The organism is Streptomyces sp. NPDC030814, from assembly GCF_055572155.1.
Genome location: NZ_JBVIDX010000003.1, coordinates 157,600 through 176,944 on the forward strand (window position 1 = coordinate 157,600; position 19,345 = coordinate 176,944).

Sequence of the window (19,345 nt, forward strand, 5' to 3'; positions counted from 1 at the left end):
AGGTGAGCCCGGGCAATGATCCACCGGACGCCACCGGGAGGGGGCGTCAGGCCATGGAGAACTGGGCGACGTACTCGTCGAAGGCTTCGATGCCGACTTCCGCACGGAGTTCGTCCATGCGCTCGGGCTCTTCACAGGGCCACGGAACCGGCGCCCCGTCCTTCATGCCGGCGATCTGAGTGCCGTAGACCTGCTTGCGGCCCTCATTGACCAGCGTGCGGTCGCGCAAGAAGGCCAGCTCGCGCGGGCTGGCCGAGCCTGCCGACACCGCCTGCTGCATCAACTGGAGGGCACGACGCTGAACGTCGAGCTGCCGGTCGGCGTGCTGAGCGATCAGCCATGCCGCGCGTGCGGCCTCCACACCGACCAGTTCCGCCGTCGGCCAACCGTACTCGTCCATGATCTCGTTGAGCCGGTCACCGTGCCGGGCGGTCAGCCGCCGCCAGGCCAGCTGCTCGGCGGGGTCGTCGCTGTTCGCGCGGACTGCCAACTGGTGATCGGCCGCAGCCATATCCGTGAGTTCCGCTGTCAGTGCGGCAACGTCGTGCGCCACTCTCAACTCCCAGGTCAGATCCGTGCTTTGTGTCCGCCCGCAAGCCTAGAGGTGCAAATCGGATGTAAAGATCATTCCGAAGAACGGTGACAGGCGCCTCGCCGCACCGGGATAATGGATCTACCCCCGGAGCCAGAGCCGGATCGCTGCGACGGTCACGGTGCCCTGGAAGACGTAGACACGCTTGTCGAACCTCGTGGCAACGGCCCGAAAGTTCTTGAGGGCGTTGATCGTGCGCTCGACTTCGTTTCTGCGCTTGTAGATCGTCTTGTCAAAGCCGGTGGGCCGTCCGCCCTTGCTGCCGCGGCGTCGGCGGTTGGCCCGCTGGTTCTTCGGCTCGCGGATGGTGTGCTTGATCTGCCGTCTGCGCAGGTATCGGCGGTTACGCCGTGAGGAATAGGCCTTGTCGCCGCCGAGGTGGTCAGGCCGGGTGCGGGGGCGTCCGCCGCTGAGCCGGCCGACGCGGATGCGTTCCATAACGGGGATGAGCTGCGGGGCGTCGCCCCACTGGCCTGGGGTGATCAGCAAGGCCAGGGGGCGGCGTCCACCTTCTCCGGCGAGGTGAATCTTGCAGGTGAGGCCGCCCCGGGAGCGTCCGAGTCCCTCGTCGGGGCGGTGCTGCCGAGGCGTGCGTCTTTTCCCGGCACCCGCGGTGGTTTCTTGCGTGCTCCGGCGGCGTGCTGGTGGGCCCGGCAGGTGGTGGAGTCCACGCTCACCATGGACCAGTCGATGCGGCCCTGGGCATCCGCGTCAGCCAGAACGGCCGCGTAGATCTTGTCCCACGTGCCGTCCGCCGACCAGCGTCTGTGCCTCTCGTACACGGTCTTCCACTTACCGAACCGCGCAGGCAGATCCCGCCACGGCACCCCAGTCCGGTTCCGGTACAGGACCCCGTTGATGATCCTGCGGTGGCTGGCCCAACGCCCACCGCGCTGACCGGACTTGGGCAGATGCGGCTTCAGCCGAGCCCATTCCTCGTTCGTGAGATCTCCCCGCCCCATGAACATGCCAACGTGCCGGAGCGCGAGAGGTCACATGATCCGCCGGACAGGCCCTCGACAGGCCGGTCAGCTCTTGGTGCGGAACTTGTGGATCGCTATCGGAGCCATGACCGCCGTCAGCGCCACGGACCAGCCGAGTGTGATGAGCGCGTCGTCGGCGACCGGCCCGCCCGTCATCAGACCGCGCGCCGCGTCCGCGAGAGAGGACAGCGGGTTGTAGTCGGTGAAACTCTGCAGCCAGCCCGGCATCGACTGCGGGGGAGCGAAGATCGACGAGCCGAACTGCAACGGGAACAGCACCAGGAAGCCCATGGCCTGCACGGACTGCGCGTTCTTCAGGGTCACGCCCAGCACCAGGAAGATCCACATCAGGGACGAGCCGAAGACGACGGAAAGTCCCACCGCGGCGAACAGGCCCGGCCAGCTGGTGATGTCGAAGCCGATGAGGACGGCGACGGTCAGCAGGATGGTCGTGGCGAGCAGCATCCGCAGCAGCTCGACCGCGATCTTCGCGAGGAGCACCGAGGACCGGCCGATCGGCAGCGACCGGAAGCGGTCCATGACGCCTTTCTGGAAGTCCTCGTTGAAGCCCGTGCCCACGCCCATGGCGATGTTCATGCCGAGCATCGCCATCAGGCCCGGGATCACGTACTGCACGTACCGTTCCTGGCCGCCGCCGAGCGCCTGCCCGATGGAGCCGCCGAAGACGTACACGAACAGCAGGGCGAAGACGATCGGCATGAGGACCGCGTCGGCGACCGACTGCGGGTCGTTGCGGATCCACAGCAGATTGCGGCGCACGAGGGCGCCCGTGTGCCGGGCCTGTGCCCGCAGACCGATCCGGCCGTCGGAGTCGTCGGCGCGGGGCAGGGTGACGGTGCTCATACGGCGACCTCCTCGTAGGCGGGGGACGGGGTCGGGTCCTGCGGGGCACTGGCCCTGTGACCGGTGAGGGACAGGAACACCTCGTCGAGGCTGGGCAGTTCGGTGCTGATGGAGCCGATGGTGACGCCGCGCGCGCTGATCGCGCCGACGACGGCGGTGAGTTGCTCGTCGCTGAGGATCGGCACGAGCAGGGTGCCGTTCTCGGTGTCGACGGTGGTGGTGGCGAGCCCGGTGATCCCCAGGTCGTCCAGTTCCCCGGCGAGCGGCCGCAGCTGCGCCGCGTCGACCGGGCGGACGCGCAGGGTACGGCCGCCGACCTGCGCCTTCAGGTCCTCGATGCCACCCTTGGCGATGACCTTGCCGCGGTCGATCACGGTCAGCTCGGAGGCCAACTGCTCGGCCTCCTCCATGTACTGGGTGGTCAGCAGCACGGTCACCCCTTCGCCGACCATGCGCTTGACCTCGTCCCACACCTCGTTCCGGGTGCGCGGGTCCAGGCCGGTCGTCGGCTCGTCCAGATAGAGCACCGAGGGGCGGCCCGTCATCGACGCCGCGAGGTCGAGCCGCCGCCGCATACCACCGGAGTACGTGGCCACCGGGCGCCCGGCCGCCTCGGTCAGCGAGAACCGCTCCAGCAGCCCGTTCGCCCGGCCCTTCGCGTCCTTGCGGGGCAGGTCGAGCAGCCGGCCGATCATGTAGAGGTTCTCGAAGCCGGAGAGTTTCTCGTCCACCGAGGCGTACTGGCCGGTGAGGCCGATCACCCGGCGCAGGGCGCGCGGCTGGCGTACGACGTCGTAACCGGCCACGGTCGCCTGCCCCGCGTCGGGCGTGACGAGCGTGGACAGGCACCGGACGAGTGTGGTCTTGCCGGCGCCGTTCGGGCCCAGCACCCCCATCACGGTGCCTTCGCGTACATCCAGATCGACACCGTCCAGCGCCCTGGTCTCGCCGTAGTGCTTGACCAGCCCCCGTACGGTGACAGCGCGGGTCGCGCCGCTGGGTTCCTTGTCGATTCGTGTCATGCGGACGACGGTGTCAGGGGGCGCCGACAAACGACCGACAGGTCACCGACAGCGCGCGGCGAGTGCCGGGCGCCTGGGAGCTCGGGGGTGCGGGTTCTTTTGGCGGGTGCGGGCGGTTCGTGGTTTCTCGCGCAGTTCCCCGCGCCCCTGAGGGAGCGGGCCTGCGGCCCGCCCTTCATCCTTCAGGGGTGCGGGGGCGGTGACACATGCGGCTCCGCCGCGTGGGGCGCGCACAACCCCCACGCAGCCGCACCGCCGAAAGAACCCCCACCCCCCGAGCCGCAGCCCGCCGACTGGGGGAAGATCGGCGGGCTGCTCCGTACCGCAGTGGCTGCAGGGGCCGGTGGGCCCTGGAACCCTTCGGACTCACTCGTCTAGTGGACCGAGTGCTCCTCCAGCGGGAACGTCCCGCCGACCACGTCCTCCGCGAACGCCTTCGCCGCGTCCGTCATGACCCCCCGGAGGTCCGCGTACTTCTTCACGAACTTCGGCACCCGACCCCCGGTCAGCCCGAGCATGTCGGTCCACACCAGAACCTGCGCGTCGGTCTCCGGCCCCGCGCCGATCCCCACCGTCGGGATGTGCAGCACCCGAGTGACCTCCGCGGCCAGCTCCGCCGGAACCAGCTCCAGGACCACCGCGAACGCGCCCGCGTCCTGCACGGCCTTCGCGTCGCGCAGCAGTTGCGCCGCCGCCTCCTCGCCCCGGCCCTGCACGCGGTAGCCCATCGCGTTGACCGACTGCGGGGTGAGACCGATGTGGGCCATGACGGGGATGCCGGACTCCACCAGCAGCCGGATCTGCTCGTGCGACCGCTCGCCGCCCTCCAGCTTCACGGCGCCCACCCCGGCCTCCTTCACCAGCCGGGTCGCCGAGCGCAGCGCCTGCACCGGGCCCTCCTGGTAGGAGCCGAAGGGCAGGTCGCCGACGATCAGGGCACGGCTGGTGCCCCGTACGACGGCCGCCGACAGCATGGTCATCTCGTCGAGGGTGACGGGCACGGTCGTGTCGTACCCCAGGTGACAGTTGCCCGCCGAGTCGCCGACGAGCATGACCGGGATGCCGGCCTCGTCGAAGACGGACGCGGTCATCGCGTCGTACGCGGTGAGCATCGGCCACTTCTCGCCGCGTTCCTTGGCGAGGGCGATGTCGCGGACGGTGATGCGGCGTGTGCCCTTGCCCCCGTACAGCGCCTTGCTGCCGTCGGAGGGCTTCGTCTGGGCAGCCGAAAGCTGCGTCATTGCCACGGCTCCTTCATGTCATCTCGAGGCGCCCTGACGGCGTCCCCGGACCGACTCCATGGTGGCACCTCGCGGAGGCCAGTGCCAGAGCAGGTGGATGTGACCGTTCAGGCACGCGCCGCGTAAGACGTCGGTAAAGAATTCCGATACGAGACGGTCCCGTATCGAAATGGGTCTACTCTCGAAGACATGACTTCCGCAGCCCCTGACTCCCGGATACCGGAGGCGGTGCACCGGCGCCGCTGGGCGATCCTCGGTGTGCTGATGCTGAGCCTGCTGATCGTGGTGCTCGACAACTCGATCCTCAACGTCGCCATCAAGACGATCTCCACTCCCGAGCCGACCGGCCTCGGCGCCACGCAGAGCGAGCTGGAGTGGGCGATCAACGCCTACACGCTCGTCTTCGCGGGACTGCTGTTCACCGCGGGCCTGCTCGGCGACCGGCTCGGCCGAAAGAAGGTGCTGCTCGGCGGTCTGGTCGTCTTCGGCATCGGCTCGGCGCTGGCCGCCGGATCAGGTTCACCCGTCGAGCTCATCGCGTTCCGCGCGGTGATGGGCCTCGGTGCCGCCTTCGTGATGCCCGCGACCCTCGCCGTCCTGATGAACGTCTTCGAACGCGAGGAGCAGCCGAAGGCCATCGGCATCTGGGCGGGCGGCGTAGGTCTCGCCATCGCCATCGGCCCCATCACCGGCGGTGTCCTGCTGGACCACTTCTGGTGGGGCTCGGTCTTCCTGATCAACGTGCCGATCGTCGTCCTCGCGCTCGGCCTGATGCTCTGGCTGGTGCCCGACTCCCGCGACCCGAACCCCGGCCGGGTCGACCCCGTCGGCGTGCTGCTCTCCGTCGTGGGTCTCGTGCTGCTCGTGTACGGCATCATCAGGGGCGGCCAGCTCGCCGACTTCACCGACGCCACGGTCCTCGGCGCCATCGCGACCGGCCTCGCCGTCCTCGCCGCGTTCGTCGTGTTCGAGAAGCGCAGCGACCACCCGTCCATCGACATCTCGTTCTTCCGGAACAAGGTCTTCTCCGCCGCCATCGGCGTCATCGGCCTGGTCTTCTTCGCCCTGATGGGCGTGACCTTCTTCTCCGTCTTCTACACCCAGACGGTGCGCGGCTACTCCCCGCTCCAGACCGGCCTGCTGATGCTGCCGCTGGCCGTCGCCCAACTCGTGTTCGCGCCCCGGGCCCGTCTGGTCGTCGACCGCTTCGGCAACAGCGCGGTGTGCACGGCGGGCATGCTGCTGATCGCCGGGATGCTGGCCGCGTTCGCCGTCCTGGACGGGGACACGCCGATCTGGCTCCTCGAGGTCATCTTCTTCCTCATGGGTGTCGGCATGGCCCACGTCATGACTCCGCTGAGCGTCGTCATCATGCAGGCCCTGCCCCGCGAGAAGGCGGGCTCCGCCTCCGCCCTCAGCAACACCTTCCGTCAGGTCGGCGGCGCCCTCGGCATCGCCGTCCTCGGCTCCGTGCTGTCCACCGCGTACCGCTCCGGCATCGAGGACAAGCTGCCCGCCGGTGCCCCGCACGCCGCCGCCGAGTCCATCGAGGCCACCCTCGGCCTCGCCGCCCGTCTCGGCGACCGGGGCGCGGCCCTGGTCGCCCCGGCCCACGACGCCTTCCTGCACGCCATGCATGTGACGGCGCTGTGCGGGGCGGCCGTGGCCGTCCTCGGCGCGGTCGCCATGGCCGTCTTCCTGCCGGGCCGGCCGACTGCCGGCCAACCGGACGAGAAGGAGACCGAGTTGGTGGCCTCGGAGCACTGAGCTTCGGCCAACGGGGCGGAGGGGGGCATCTTTCGGGGGACGCGGCCGGGGGAGAATCACCCGGTGCGACGACAGAGACGGAGTGGACCGTGAGCCTCGCCGGAAGCCGGGCCCAGGACGGACGGGCCAGGGACGCGAGCCCCGTGCGGGGGCGGCCCCGCAGCGAGGCCGTGGAGCGCTCCATCATCGAGGGCGTGATGAAGCTCCTGGAGGACGGCGTGCCGCTCGCGGAGCTGTCCATAGAACGGGTGGCCCGAACCGCCGGCGTCGGCAAGGCCACCATCTACCGCCGGTGGCGCGGCAAGGAGGAACTCTTCGTCGACGTCCTGCGCGCCGCCGAACCGCCCGACCCCGTCCTGCCCGGCACGTCCATGCGGGACGACCTGGTCGTCCTGCTGGAGGCCGTCCGGCGGCGCGGACTCGCCAACCGCTCCTCGGCGATCCTGCACAACGTCTTCGCCCAGATGAAGTCCAGCCCCAAGATCTGGGACGCCTACCACGCGAACGTCGTCACCCCGCGCCGCCGGACCCTCGCCGACGTTCTGCGGCGCGGACAGGACAGCGGTGAACTCCGCGCCGACGTCGACCTCGACGTCATCGGCGACCTCTTCTTCGGCCCGATGCTCGTGCGCACCATCATGCGCCCCGACTCGCCGCTCCCCGAGGACCTCGCCGAGGTCATGGTCGACACGGTGCTCGAAGGGCTGCGTCGGCCTGCGAGCTGAGTCACAGCGAATGTTCGCATTCCGTTACAGAGCTCACCCGTTCACCGCCGGTTCGGAACTCCGAACAGCGAGTTGTTCGTCCTCGTGCCCGTACGGCCGCCATACGGCGGCAGGATGGACGGCGATCATCCCCTAGGGTCTAGGGGGTGCCGCGAAGTCCCGCACCACACCCCGGTGTCGCGGACTTCCTGGCACTCCCCGGGTGCGGGGGACGGTGTGCACGGCAGGTTGTGAGGCGACGGTATGGCGCAGGCGTACATGACGGAGACGGGCGGCGGCACGGGCGAGGGCCGCGAAGGATCCCGGCTCCGGCGCCTGCTCGGCCGGTGGTTCGGCGGCTGGAGAGACGACCGCAGGATCTGGCGGCGCGGCATCGTCGTCGCGGTCCTCGCCCTGCTCGTCGCGCTCGTGATGGTGCTGCACGCCCAGGTCCCCAACAGCGTGGGCAACCTGGGCAGTCTGACCGAGACGTTCCTGCCCTGGCTGGGCATCGCGATCCCGGTGCTGCTGGTCCTGGCGCTGGTCCGCAGGTCTGCGATCGCGCTGATCGCGGTCCTGGTCCCCACGATCGTCTGGCTGAACCTCTTCGGCGGGCTCGTCTCCAGCAAGTCCGGCGGCGGCGGCGACTTCACGGTCGTCACCCACAACGTCAACGCGGACAACGCCGACCCGTCCGGCACCGCCCGAGACGTCGCCGCCTCCGGAGCGGATGTCGTCGCTCTGGAGGAGCTGACGGAGACCGCGGTGCCGGTGTACGAGAAGGCGCTCGCGGCGACGTACAGGTACCACGAGGTCGTCGGCACCGTCGGGATGTGGAGCAAGTACCCGATGAGCGACACCAAGGCCGTCGACATCAAGCTCGGCTGGCAGCGCGCCATGCGCTCCACCGTGGCCACCCCCGAGGGCCGGGTCGCCGTGTACGTCGCCCATCTGCCCTCGGTGCGGGTGAAGCTGGAGGCCGGGTTCACCGCCCGCCAGCGCGACAAGAGCGCCGACGCGCTGGGCGAGGCCATCGCCGACGAGCCCATCCCGCAGGTCGTCCTCCTCGGCGACCTCAACGGCACCATGAACGACCGCGCCCTGAACGCCGTCACCGCCCAGATGCGCTCCACCCAGGGCGCGGCCGGCAGCGGCTTCGGCTTCAGCTGGCCGGCGGCGTTCCCGATGGCCCGTATCGACCAGATCATGGTCAGGGGGCTGGAGCCGATGGCGTCCTGGACCCTCCCGGAGACCGGCAGCGACCACCTGCCGCTGGCGGCACGGGTGACGGTCACCACGTCAGACCGGTGAACCGACTGGTCAGCGGGCCGGGAAGGGAGAACCCGGAGAGTTTGTTCCGTCAGTGAACATATAGTGGGGGAGGTCGTCCCTCCTTCCCCTTGCTCTCCCTCTCCCCGAAAGGCCTCCCCATGCCCTTGGCCCTGCTCGCCCTCGCCGTAGGAGCCTTCGGCATCGGTACGACCGAGTTCGTCATGATGGGCCTGCTGCCCGATGTCGCGGCCGACCTCGGTGTCTCGATCCCCACCGCCGGCCACCTCGTCTCCGCGTACGCGCTCGGCGTCGTCGTCGGTGCCCCGCTGCTCGCGGCGGTCACGGCCCGTATGCCGCGCCGCACGGTCCTCATCGGGCTGATGGCCCTGTTCGTGGCCGGTAACGCGCTCTCCGCGCTCGCCCCCGACGAGCACTGGCTGCTCGCCGCCCGCTTCCTCAGCGGTCTGCCGCACGGCGCCTTCTTCGGCGTGGGCGCGGTCGTCGCCACCGGCCTCGTCGCACCGGAGCGCAAGGCCCGCTCGGTCTCGCTGATGTTCCTCGGGCTGACGGTCGCGAACATCGCCGGCGTACCCGTGGCGACGCTGATGGGCCAGGAGTTCGGCTGGCGGGTCACCTTCCTCGGCGTGAGCGCGATCGGTCTCGCCGCGATCGGATCGCTGGCCGCGCTGCTCCCGCACGACAAGGCCGCCGCCCCGGGGGCCGGGCTGCGCGGCGAGCTGGGCGCCCTGCGCTCCCTGCCCGTCTGGCTGGCCCTCGGCACGACCGTCGCCGGTTTCGCCGCGCTCTTCGCCGCCTACAGCTACATCACCCCGATGCTCACCGACTCCGCCGGGTACGCCGACAGCAGCGTCACCCTGCTGCTGGCCCTGTTCGGCGTGGGCGCGACCATCGGCAACCTGGCCGGCGGCCGTCTCGCCGACCACTCGATGCGGGGCACCCTCTTCGGCGGCCTGACCTCCCTGGTCCTGGTCCTCGCGCTGTTCCCTGCACTGATGTCCGCCCCGTGGAGCGCGGCCCTGGCGGTCGTCCTCCTCGGCGTCGCCGCGTTCGTCACCGGCTCGCCCCTGCAGCTGATGGTCATGGAGAAGGCCGTCTCCGCCCCCTCCCTCGCCTCCTCCGCCAACCAGGCCGCCTTCAACCTCGCGAACGCCGGCGGCGCCTGGATCGGCGGTCTCGCCCTCTCCCTGGGCCTCGGCACCACGTCCCCGGCGGTCGTCGGAGCGGGCCTCGCCGTCCTCGGCCTCGGGGTCGCCGCGGTGGCCCACGGCGTGGACACCCGCCGCGCGACCGCGACCCGGTCCGCCCAGCCGGCCGGGGGTCGCCTCGTGGCGTCGCACGTACCCGGACGGGACGCTCGGGCGGTGCGGGGCTGACAGGGCTGCCGCCTGCAGGGCGGCTCCGGGCGCCCCGTCCTCGGGGTGGCGCCCGGCACGGTTTTCGGCTTCGGTGAGGGAGAACCGTTCGACCCGGACGTGCCGGCGGTTCGGGTGACGCGTGCGACGCAGGCGTGCGCGCCCGTGACCCAGGACGCTTCCGAACTCCCGTCCACGGCGACTTGGAGGACCAGGATGGACTTCTCGCTCGAAGTGATCCCGCTGCCCGTGACCGACATCGACCGCGCCCGGGACTTCTACCGGGACAGGGTCGGCTTCCACGTCGACATCGACCAGGAGGTCATGCCCGGCATGCGCATCGTCCAGCTGACGCCGCCGGGCTCCGGTTGTTCGATCGCGCTGGGCGACGCGATCTGGGAGATGGCCCGGGGTCCCAAGCCGGCCCCCGGCTCCTACCAGGGCCTCCAGCTCTGCGTCGCCGACATCGAGACGGCCCGCGCCGAACTCGTCGCACGGGGGCTCGATGTCTCCGAGCCCGTCCAGTACGCACCCGACGACGGCGCCACGTTCATGTACTTCACCGACCCCGACGGCAACAGCTGGGCCGTCCAGGAGTACCGCCGCCGCGCCAAGGAACCCCTGCACCAGGTACTGGCGGACCTCGCCGCACGGGGGCACTGAGGGCTACCGCCGCCGGCCGCCCACCCCGGCGAACTCCCGTATCGCCGGACCGGCCTCCTTCAGCGTCGGGAAGTGGCGGTGGGCGGCGGTCGTCGGGGCCGGGCCGTTGACCGCCCACACGGTCATGCCGGCCCGCAGGCCCGACTCGACGCCCGAGGGGGCGTCCTCGATGACGAGGCAGTCCTCGGGGCGGACGCCGAGGCGTTCGGCGGCGAGCAGGTACGGGACGGGGGAGGGCTTGCCCTCCGTCACCGCGGCGGCGTCCACGAGGACCGGCGGCACCGGCAGGCCCGTACGGGCGAACCGCCCGCGCACCCGGTGCTCGTAGTTCGAGGTCACCAGCGCCCATCCGTCCGACGGCAGTGCCGCGAGCAGTTCCGCCGCGCCCTCGAAGCAGCCGTAGACGCCCGAGCGGACGTCGTCGTCCTCCAGCTCGTGCAGGACGGCCAGGCATGCCGCCGGGTCCTCGTGCGGGGCCACCTCCGCGAACGTCTCCGACGGCCGCGTCCGCAGCGCGACCTCGTGGACCTCGGCGGCGTCCAGCCCGTACCGCCCTGCCCAGGCCGCCCAGACGCGGCGCTGGTTGTCCACGGCGTCGATCAACGTGCCGTCCACATCGAAGAGGACGGCCCTGCGGGCGCCGGGCCGGGCTGACTCGTCGTTCATGCCGTGATCATGCCAGGGCCGGTGGTCGTCCGGAGCGTCGGCGTCGACGAGTGGCGGGTGCGGCCCGAGAAGCCCCCGAATGAACGCCCGGAGGCCTGGAGCGAACGCCCGGAGGCCTGGAGCGAACGCCCGGAGGCCTGGAGCGAACGCCCGGACGCCTCGAGCGAACGCCCGGACGCCTCGAGCGAACGCCCGGACACTCCGAGCGAAATCTCCGGATGCCCCGAGGAGCCGCGTGCGCAAGGCAATCGCGGCACACGTCCCCCGGGCGCCGGGACGTCACGACCCGGGTGTGGCCCCCCGCGCCTTCAGCAGGTCCGTCATCAGCGCGATCTCGGACTCCTGGGCGTTGACCATGCCCTGCGCCAGCTTCTTCTCCACGCCGACCGTGCACTTGGCGACGCAGCCCTCCGCCATGTGGATGCCGCCCTTGTGGTGGTCGGTCATCAGCTGCAGGAAGAAGATCTCGGCCTGCTTGCCGTCGAGCTTGCCGAGCTTCGTCATCTCGGCGCCGGTCGCCATGCCGGGCATCAGGGAGCCGTCCTCGCCGGAGGCCATGTCGCCCATGCCCATCCAGGCCATCGGTTTCTGCGACGACACCTTCGGCAGGCCCCACAGATCGAGCCAGCCGATCATCATGCCGCGCTGGTTGGCCTGGGTCTGCGCGATGTCGTACGCGAGCCGCCGGATCTCCTCGTCGTCCGTGCGGTCACGGACGATGTACGACATCTCGACGGCCTGCTGGTGGTGGACCGCCATGTCCCGGGCGAATCCCGCGTCCGCGGAGTCGGCGGCGGGGGCCTTCAGCCCGGGGTCGTCGCCGTCGGCGACCGCGTATGTGATCGCGCCGGCCGCGACGAGTACCGCCGCGGCCCCGGAGGCGATCCAACCGATGTGCTTCATCTGTCCCACTGTGCCAGTCAGCGTGCGGCCGTCGTCAGGAAACGCCGTTGGTGCAGGCGGCACCCGGCTCGGGCGTCTGCTCGCCCTGGACGAACTTCTGGAAGAACTTGTCCACGTTCGGGTCGGCGGCGCTCGTCACCGTGCGCTGGTGGCCCCAGGCACTGAGCATGATCGGGTCCTTCTGGTCCTCGACCGGGCTCATCAGCGTGTAGGGGGTCTTCTTGACCTTCGCCGCGAGCGCCTTGACGTCCGCCTCGGAGGCCTTGCCGTTGTACGTCACCCAGACCGCGCCGTGCTCCAGGGAGTGCACGGCGTTCTCGTTCTTGATCGCCTCGTCGTAGACGTCGCCGTTGCAGTTCTGCCAGACCGGGTTGTGGTCACCGCCGACCGGGGGCGTCATCGGGTAGGTGACGGCCTTGGTGACGTGGTTCTGGGTGAGCTTGGTGCTCCACGTCCTGACGCCGTCCGCGTCCGTCGTGAACTTGCCCTTGCCCTTGGAGTCGCTCGCCGTGCTGCTGCCGCCGTCGTCGTTCGACTGCGAGCGGATCAGGACCGTGCCGCCGACGACGAGTCCGGCGACTATCACCACGCTGGCGCCGATCGCGAGGATCCGGTTCCGGCGCTCACGGGAGCGCTCGGCACGGCGCATCTCCTCGATGCGCGCCTTGCGCGCCGCGCTGCTGGTGTTCTTGGCGGCCATGGGTTGAGTCCTTAGTGGGGGATGAGGCGGATGGGACAGGAGGATCAGCTGATCGTAATTTGATGAGCTCCCTCTCGTAAACGAGGGATCCCGCCTCCCATGCTCCCGCGCGGGCGGGTGCGCCGCGCGGTAATGACCAGGGTGTTACGGACGGCCGCGGCCGTAGCCGTATCCCGGACGGCACGGGCGTTACGGATGGGGGCGCGAGCAGGCAAGATGGGCGGCAGAACGGTTGAGCGGCGCAGGCAGCGGTACACCTGCCGTACGCATGGCGTTCAGCCCGTGGTCGGTCCGCCGATCAAGGTGCGCAACACGCGTGAAATGGTGTTGTGGTGGGATGCTCAGACGCCCGACCGCATCCCGTCGCTCGGGAGCAGACGGCCTGACCAGCAAGGAATGGGTGGAAGCGGAAGATGGACAAGCAGCAGGAGTTCGTGCTCCGTACCTTGGAGGAGCGCGACATCCGTTTCGTACGCCTGTGGTTCACGGACGTGCTGGGCTTCCTGAAGTCCGTGGCCGTGGCCCCTGCCGAGCTGGAACAGGCGTTTGACGAGGGCATCGGCTTCGACGGCTCGGCCATCGAGGGCTTCGCCCGCGTGTACGAGTCCGACATGATCGCCAAGCCGGACCCGTCGACGTTCCAGGTCCTGCCGTGGCGCGCGGAGGCCCCGGGGACGGCCCGGATGTTCTGCGACATCCTCATGCCGGACGGCTCCCCGTCCTTCGCCGACCCGCGCTACGTCCTCAAGCGCGCCCTGGCCAAGGCGTCCGACCTGGGCTTCACGTTCTACACCCACCCCGAGATCGAGTTCTTCCTGCTGAAGGACAAGCCGGTCGACGGCTCCCGCCCGACCCCCGCCGACAACTCGGGCTACTTCGACCACACCCCCCAGAACGTCGGCATGGACTTCCGCCGCCAGGCGATCACCATGCTGGAGTCGATGGGCATCTCGGTCGAGTTCTCCCACCACGAGGGCGCGCCCGGCCAGCAGGAGATCGACCTGCGGTACGCCGACGCGCTCTCCACGGCGGACAACATCATGACGTTCCGCCTGGTCATGAAGCAGGTGGCGCTGGAGCAGGGCGTCCAGGCGACGTTCATGCCGAAGCCGTTCTCGGAGCACCCCGGCTCGGGCATGCACACGCACCTCTCTCTCTTCGAGGGCGACCGGAACGCGTTCTACGAGTCCGGCTCGGAGTACCAGCTGTCGAAGGTGGGCCGCTCCTTCATCGCGGGCCTGCTGAAGCACGCGGCCGAGATCTCCGCGGTGACGAACCAGTGGGTGAACTCGTACAAGCGCATCTGGGGTGGCACCGAGCGCACCGCCGGCGCCGGGGGAGAGGCCCCCTCGTACATCTGCTGGGGCCACAACAACCGCTCGGCCCTGGTCCGCGTCCCCATGTACAAGCCCGGCAAGACGGGCTCGGCACGCGTCGAGGTCCGCTCCCTGGACTCGGGCGCGAACCCGTACCTGGCGTACGCGCTCCTGCTCGCCGCCGGACTCAAGGGCATCGAGGAGGGCTACGAGCTCCCGCCGGGGGCCGAGGACGACGTCTGGGCCCTCTCCGACGCGGAGCGCCGTGCGATGGGCATCGAGCCGCTCCCCCAGAACCTCGGCGAGGCCCTGGCCCTCATGCAGCGCAGCGACCTGGTCGCGGAAACCCTCGGCGAGCACGTCTTCGACTTCTTCCTGCGCAACAAGAAGCAGGAGTGGGAGGAGTACCGCAGCGAGGTCACCGCGTTCGAGCTGCGGAAGAACCTGCCGGTGCTGTAGGGGCAGGCCCAAGCCAGTTTCCCGCTGACGCGGTGAACGGGGGCCGGCGGTCGCGGACCGTCGGCCCCACGGCGGCAGCCCCGCATCGCGGGCGCCTCAGGCATGATGTGGTCATGACCGCACCGACCACCGCTCTGCCGACGGTTCCGCCCGCCTCGCGGCCGGCCACCCGGACCGCCACCCAGGGGTCTGCCGCCCACCGAAAGGCCGATGCCGCGTAACCGGCCCGGCGCACTGCGCGCAGCCCGGCGCACCCGACACCGCCCGCGCCGGTGGGACACGCCCTCCCCGGACCGCATCCACGGCCTCTCGGCCCGGACCAGCCTCGCCGTCCACCGGATCGAGGCACTGTCGAGGGACTACTACGTCTTCCCTGGCGTCACCGACCGCGCTCTCCGGCGCTACCGGGCGTTTCTGACGCCTCCTGGCCGACGGCCCCGCTACCCCTTCCTGGACGACTGCTCGTGCCGCGGCTGCTCCCTCCGCGACGTCAGACACGCCCGCGACGTCCTCGGCACCGTCCTGCGGAACCTGCCACGCCGGCCCCGCGCCGAGCTGGGCCGCCTGGTCACCGCCCTCGACGCCGTCTACCTGGAGCGCACCCTCCCCGACCCCTTCGTCGCCGTACGCCGGGAGTGGCGCCCCCACGTCTGGTGGTACCGCCGCCTGGAAGGCTGCCGGTACGCCGCGACGGGGACCGTGTGACGTGCGGCCCGCGTTGGGCGCCGAGACGCGCCCCCGCGTCCAGCGCTGCCGGGGCCGGCCGCTCTCGTCGGCCCGCCGGTCAGGACGTCGCCCGGCGCGGTCCGGCGGGCCCGGGCGAGACGGGGCAGACCGGGCAGCCACGGCCCGGCGCGGCGGCGGTCGCAACGCACAGGGGAGGCATGGGCCGCTCCGCTCCTGGTGACCGATCGCCCCGCCCGGCCCGGCCGACCCCCGCCCGACGGGCGCTTCCCCCAGGTACTCCGGTTAGGCTCAGCCCGTACGACCTTGATCTTTGATCGGGCTCGATCGGACACGGGAGGCCGGGGATGACGGCGCCGGGGCGCAGGAGCAGCACGTTCTCGCGACTGCTGCGGCACGGTTTCACGGATCCCTCGGCGGCCGAGCGGCTGCTGGAGAGCGCGGAGCTGGCGGCCGTAAGGAATGATCCGGTGCTGTTGGACGCGCTGGGGGCGACCGCCGATCCGGATCTCGCGCTGGCGGGTCTCGTACGGCTGCTGGAGGCGCAGCCGGACCACACGGACCGGCGCAAGGTGCTGGACACCCTGATAGCGGCGAAGCCGCTGCGGGACCGGCTGCTCGGGGTGCTCGGCGCCTCGGCCGCGCTGGGCGAGCACCTCGCACGGCACCCGCACGACTGGCAGGCGCTCGTGACGTACGAGCCGCAGGACCTGCATCCGGGGGTCGAGGAGTTCGAGCGCGGCCTCGCCGAGGCCACCGACCCCGTCTCCCTCCGGGTCGCCTACCGCCGTTGTCTGCTGTCCATCGCCGCCCGTGACGTGTGCGGCACCACCGACGTCGCCCAGGCCGCCGCCGAACTCGCCGACCTCGCCACCGCCACCCTCCGCGCGGCCCTCGCCATAGCGCGGGCCGCCGCACCCGACGACGCGGCACTCTGCCGGCTCGCGGTGATCGCGATGGGCAAGTGCGGGGGCCACGAGCTGAACTACGTCTCCGACGTCGACGTCATCTTCGTCGGCGAGACCGCCGACGGGGCCGACGAACAGAAGGCCGTGCGCGCCGCCACCCGGCTCGCCTCGCACATGATGCGGATCTGTTCCGAGACCACCGTCGAGGGCAGCATCTGGCCCGTCGACGCCAATCTGCGGCCGGAGGGCCGCAACGGCCCGCTCGTACGGACGCTCAGCAGCCATCTGGCCTACTACCAGCGGTGGGCGAAGACCTGGGAGTTCCAGGCCCTGCTCAAGGCCCGGCCGGTGGCTGGGGACATCGAGCTGGGGGAGCAGTACGTCGCCGCGCTCGAACCCCTGGTGTGGAAGGCCGCAGAGCGGGAGAACTTCGTCGCCGACGTCCAGCGCATGCGCCGCCGGGTCGTCGAGAACATCCCGGCCGCCGAGATCGACCGCCAGCTGAAGCTGGGGCCGGGCGGACTCCGGGACGTCGAGTTCGCCGTGCAACTGCTCCAGCTGGTCCACGGGCGCGCCGACACCTCGCTGCGCAGCGGCACCACCCTCGACGCGCTGGGCGCGCTGGCCGCGGGCGGCTACGTGGGCCGCGCCGACGCCGCCCAACTCGATGCCGCCTACCGCTTCCTGCGGTCCATGGAACACCGCATCCAGCTCTACCGCCTGCGCCGCACCCACCTGGTCCCCGAGGACGAGAGCGACCTGCGGCGCATCGGCCGCTCGCTGGGCCTGCGCACCGAGCCGGTCGCCGAGCTGAACCGCGAGTGGCGGCGCCACGCCGCCGTCGTACGGCGCCTGCACGAGAAGCTCTTCTACCGTCCGCTCCTTGACGCCGTCGCCCAACTCGCTCCCGGCGAGGCGAGGTTGAGCGCCGATGCGGCCCGCGAGCGCCTCGTCGCCCTCGGCTACGCCGACCCGGCCTCCGCCCTGCGCCACCTGGAGGCCCTGGCCTCCGGCGTCACCCGCAAGGCCGCCATCCAACGCACCCTGCTGCCCGTGCTGTTGGGCTGGTTCGCCGATTCGGCCGACCCGGACGCGGGGCTCCTCAACTTCCGCAAGGTCTCCGACGCCCTCGGCAAGACGCCGTGGTATCTGCGGCTGTTGCGCGACGAGGGCGCCGCCGCCGAGAACCTCGCACGTGTCCTGTCCGCCGGACGCCTCGCCCCCGATCTCCTCATGCGCGCCCCCGAGGCCGTCGCTCTCCTCGGCGACGGGGACGGCGGCGCAGGCGGCCTCGAACCCCGCGAACGGGCCCACCTGGAGCAGGAGATCCTCGCCGCGGTCGGCCGCGCCGACGGCGCCGCCCAGGGCGTCACGGCCGCGCGCGGCGTACGGCGACGGGAACTGTTCCGTACGGCCGCCGCGGACATCGTCGGCTCCTACGGCACCGAGGCGTCCCCGGCCACCGCCGACCAGGGCGCGCTGGTGGACCTGGTCGGCGGCGCGATCTCCGACCTCACCGCGGCGACCCTCGCGGGCACCCTCCGCGCGGTCGTCCGCGAGGGCTGGGGCGACACCCTCCCCACCCGGTTCGCCATCATCGGCATGGGCCGCTTCGGCGGCCACGAACTGGGCTACGGCTCCGACGCCGACGTGCTGTTCGTCCACGAGCCGAGGGAGGGCGCCGACGAGCAGGAGGCGGCCCGCGCCGCGAACACGGTCGTGGCCGAGATGCGCCGACTGCTCCAGCTCCCGAGCGCTGACCCGCCGCTCCTCATCGACGCCGACCTGCGGCCCGAGGGCAAGTCCGGTCCTCTCGTACGGACCCTGAAGTCCTACGAGGCGTACTACCGCCGGTGGTCCCTGGTGTGGGAGTCCCACGCCCTGCTGCGGGCCGAACCGGTCGCCGGTGACGCCGACCTCGGCCGCCGCTTCGTCGAGCTCATCGACCCGCTGCGCTATCCGGCGGACGGCCTCGGGGAGGACGCGGTCCGCGAGATCCGCCGCCTCAAGGCCCGCATGGAGTCGGAGCGGCTTCCGCGCGGCGCCGACCCGACGCTCCACACCAAGCTAGGCCGCGGCGGTCTCTCGGACGTCGAGTGGACCGTCCAGCTCCTCCAGCTCCGCCACGGCCGGCGCGAGCCGGGCCTGCGCACCACCCGTACCCGGGCCGCGCTGGGCGCCGCACGGGAGGCAGGCCTCGTCACCGACGAGGAGGCGGCGACCCTCGACGAGGCCTGGGTCCTCGCGACCCGCGTCCGCAACGCGGTCATGCTCGTCCGTGGGCGGGCCGGCGACACGTTCCCCTCGGACAGCCGGGAGGTGGCCGCGGTCGGTCGTTACCTGGGGTATGGCCCCGGTCATGTGGGCGACATGCTCGACGACTACCGGCGGGCGACGCGGCGAGCTCGGGCGGTGGTGGAGGACTTGTTCTACGGCACGTGAGGGTGGGGCGGGGCGCACACGTGAGGGTGGCGGGGCGCCTCACGGCCCGGGGGCGCGCGGTTCGTCGGCGGCTGCGGGTTCGTCGCGGTCTCTCGCGCAGTTCCCCGAGCCCTGAAGGATCGGGCCCGCGCGTGAAGGGATCGGGCCCGCGTCCTGAAGGATCGGGCCCGCGCGTGAAGGGATCGGGCCCGCGTCCTGAAGGATCGGGCCCGCGCGTGAAGGGATCGGGCCCGCGCCCTGAAGGATCGGGCCCGCGGCCCGCCCTTCGATGAGCCCGCACCCCGGGCTGAGGGCTGTCACGTGATCCCCGGCGGGCGCACGACGCCGGCTGCGGCACCTCGCCGCGTTGTCGGAACGCCCGCATACATCCCGTATGCGGACTCCCCTCCGCCTTGCGATGCTCCTCCCACTGCCTGAACGGCGTGGGAGGTGCCCCCAGCATCCGACGCCGTGCGCTGATCCATCGCGGATCACGGGACAGCCCTTAGGACGCGCCCGGCCCCCGGCGGCGCGCATAACGCGCGCGCCCGGCCCCCGGCGGCGCGGATACGCGCGAGCCGCCCGCACCCGCACCCGGTCCCCGCACCGCGTCGAACACCACGGCAGTTGCCCGTGCCGCAACAGATACCGCTCGCATGGACTGGCCCCGCGCGCCGTGAGCCGCTCGGCGTCGTCTCCCGTCAACAGATCCGCCGCGTTCGCCGGCCAGGACCGCGAGCGCGTGATCCAAGAGCTGGGTCGTCGGATGGGCGGCCGCCCGGTACAGCTCCCGTCCGGTTGCACAGC

The 19,345-nt window shown here is 71.2% G+C and carries 16 protein-coding genes and 1 pseudogene; 8 read left to right on the plus strand and 9 right to left on the minus strand.

The window, feature by feature from the left end:
* Positions 1 to 46 precede the first annotated feature (46 nt).
* The 5 genes from ACZ43N_RS07585 to panB all read right to left on the minus strand — a co-directional run bounded on the left by ACZ43N_RS07585 (position 47) and on the right by panB (position 4,702).
* The gene (locus ACZ43N_RS07585) at positions 47 to 553 is read right to left on the minus strand and encodes a DUF6624 domain-containing protein (RefSeq protein ID WP_468095736.1); all 507 of its coding nucleotides are present in this window, start codon (positions 551 to 553) and stop codon (positions 47 to 49) included.
* 120 nt (positions 554 to 673) lie between these two features.
* Positions 674 to 1,554 (minus strand): IS5 family transposase gene (locus ACZ43N_RS07590; RefSeq protein ID WP_468096453.1). Its coding sequence is split into 2 segments (ribosomal slippage): positions 674 to 1,194 and positions 1,194 to 1,554, totalling 882 coding nucleotides; the frame shifts between segments, so codons are not numbered across the junction.
* Between the two features lie 66 nt (positions 1,555 to 1,620).
* The gene (locus ACZ43N_RS07595; RefSeq protein WP_468095737.1) at positions 1,621 to 2,439 is read right to left on the minus strand and encodes an ABC transporter permease; all 819 of its coding nucleotides are present in this window, start codon (positions 2,437 to 2,439) and stop codon (positions 1,621 to 1,623) included.
* Positions 2,436 to 3,461 (minus strand): ATP-binding cassette domain-containing protein, encoded by a 1,026-nt coding sequence (locus ACZ43N_RS07600; RefSeq protein ID WP_468095739.1) that lies wholly within the window; start codon positions 3,459 to 3,461, stop codon positions 2,436 to 2,438. Before ACZ43N_RS07600 ends, ACZ43N_RS07595 begins: the two co-directional genes overlap by 4 nt.
* Positions 3,462 to 3,835: 374 nt before the next feature.
* Positions 3,836 to 4,702, minus strand: a complete 867-nt coding sequence (gene panB, locus ACZ43N_RS07605) for a 3-methyl-2-oxobutanoate hydroxymethyltransferase (protein WP_468095741.1) — start codon at positions 4,700 to 4,702, stop codon at positions 3,836 to 3,838.
* Positions 4,703 to 4,891: 189 nt separating this feature from the next.
* Between panB and ACZ43N_RS07610 the strand changes: the two genes are divergently transcribed.
* The 5 genes from ACZ43N_RS07610 (at position 4,892) to ACZ43N_RS07630 (ending at position 10,481) form a co-directional block, all read left to right on the plus strand.
* Positions 4,892 to 6,469, plus strand: a complete 1,578-nt coding sequence (locus tag ACZ43N_RS07610; protein WP_468095742.1) for an MFS transporter — start codon at positions 4,892 to 4,894, stop codon at positions 6,467 to 6,469.
* An 89-nt stretch (positions 6,470 to 6,558) separates the two neighbouring features.
* Entirely contained in the window at positions 6,559 to 7,194 is a 636-nt protein-coding gene (locus tag ACZ43N_RS07615) for a TetR/AcrR family transcriptional regulator (protein WP_468095744.1), read from the plus strand.
* Positions 7,195 to 7,437: 243 nt separating this feature from the next.
* Positions 7,438 to 8,484, plus strand: a complete 1,047-nt coding sequence (locus ACZ43N_RS07620) for an endonuclease/exonuclease/phosphatase family protein (RefSeq protein ID WP_468095745.1) — start codon at positions 7,438 to 7,440, stop codon at positions 8,482 to 8,484.
* A gap of 119 nt (positions 8,485 to 8,603) precedes the next feature.
* Positions 8,604 to 9,839 carry an MFS transporter gene (locus ACZ43N_RS07625; RefSeq protein WP_468095747.1) on the plus strand — a complete coding sequence of 412 codons (1,236 nt, stop codon included), beginning with the start codon at positions 8,604 to 8,606 and terminating at the stop codon, positions 9,837 to 9,839.
* Between the two features lie 195 nt (positions 9,840 to 10,034).
* Positions 10,035 to 10,481, plus strand: coding sequence for a VOC family protein (locus ACZ43N_RS07630; protein ID WP_468095748.1), 447 nt, complete (start codon positions 10,035 to 10,037; stop codon positions 10,479 to 10,481).
* A 3-nt stretch (positions 10,482 to 10,484) separates the two neighbouring features.
* On the opposite strand, the gene ACZ43N_RS07635 is transcribed toward ACZ43N_RS07630, so the two are convergent.
* The 3 genes from ACZ43N_RS07635 to ACZ43N_RS07645 form a co-directional block, all read right to left on the minus strand.
* Positions 10,485 to 11,147 carry an HAD family hydrolase gene (locus tag ACZ43N_RS07635; RefSeq protein ID WP_468095750.1) on the minus strand — a complete coding sequence of 221 codons (663 nt, stop codon included), beginning with the start codon at positions 11,145 to 11,147 and terminating at the stop codon, positions 10,485 to 10,487.
* Positions 11,148 to 11,426: 279 nt separating this feature from the next.
* On the minus strand, positions 11,427 to 12,050 hold the full coding sequence (locus ACZ43N_RS07640) for a DUF305 domain-containing protein (protein ID WP_468095752.1): 624 nt from the start codon (positions 12,048 to 12,050) through the stop codon (positions 11,427 to 11,429).
* Positions 12,051 to 12,084: 34 nt separating this feature from the next.
* Positions 12,085 to 12,750, minus strand: coding sequence for a DUF3105 domain-containing protein (locus tag ACZ43N_RS07645; RefSeq protein ID WP_468095754.1), 666 nt, complete (start codon positions 12,748 to 12,750; stop codon positions 12,085 to 12,087).
* 413 nt (positions 12,751 to 13,163) lie between these two features.
* On the opposite strand from ACZ43N_RS07645, the gene glnA reads away from it, so the two are divergent.
* The 3 genes from glnA to ACZ43N_RS07660 all read left to right on the plus strand — a co-directional run bounded on the left by glnA (position 13,164) and on the right by ACZ43N_RS07660 (position 18,559).
* Positions 13,164 to 14,525 carry a type I glutamate--ammonia ligase gene (gene glnA / locus ACZ43N_RS07650; protein ID WP_468095755.1) on the plus strand — a complete coding sequence of 454 codons (1,362 nt, stop codon included), beginning with the start codon at positions 13,164 to 13,166 and terminating at the stop codon, positions 14,523 to 14,525.
* 210 nt (positions 14,526 to 14,735) lie between these two features.
* A complete protein-coding gene (locus ACZ43N_RS07655) occupies positions 14,736 to 15,230 on the plus strand; it encodes a hypothetical protein (RefSeq protein WP_468095756.1) in 495 nt (164 codons plus the stop codon).
* A 326-nt stretch (positions 15,231 to 15,556) separates the two neighbouring features.
* The gene (locus ACZ43N_RS07660; protein ID WP_468095757.1) at positions 15,557 to 18,559 is read left to right on the plus strand and encodes a bifunctional [glutamine synthetase] adenylyltransferase/[glutamine synthetase]-adenylyl-L-tyrosine phosphorylase; all 3,003 of its coding nucleotides are present in this window, start codon (positions 15,557 to 15,559) and stop codon (positions 18,557 to 18,559) included.
* A 525-nt stretch (positions 18,560 to 19,084) separates the two neighbouring features.
* Here ACZ43N_RS07660 and ACZ43N_RS07665 read toward each other — a convergent pair.
* Positions 19,085 to 19,322 (minus strand): annotated as a pseudogene (locus ACZ43N_RS07665) (hypothetical protein); the annotation flags it as partial.
* Positions 19,323 to 19,345: the final 23 nt, after the last annotated feature.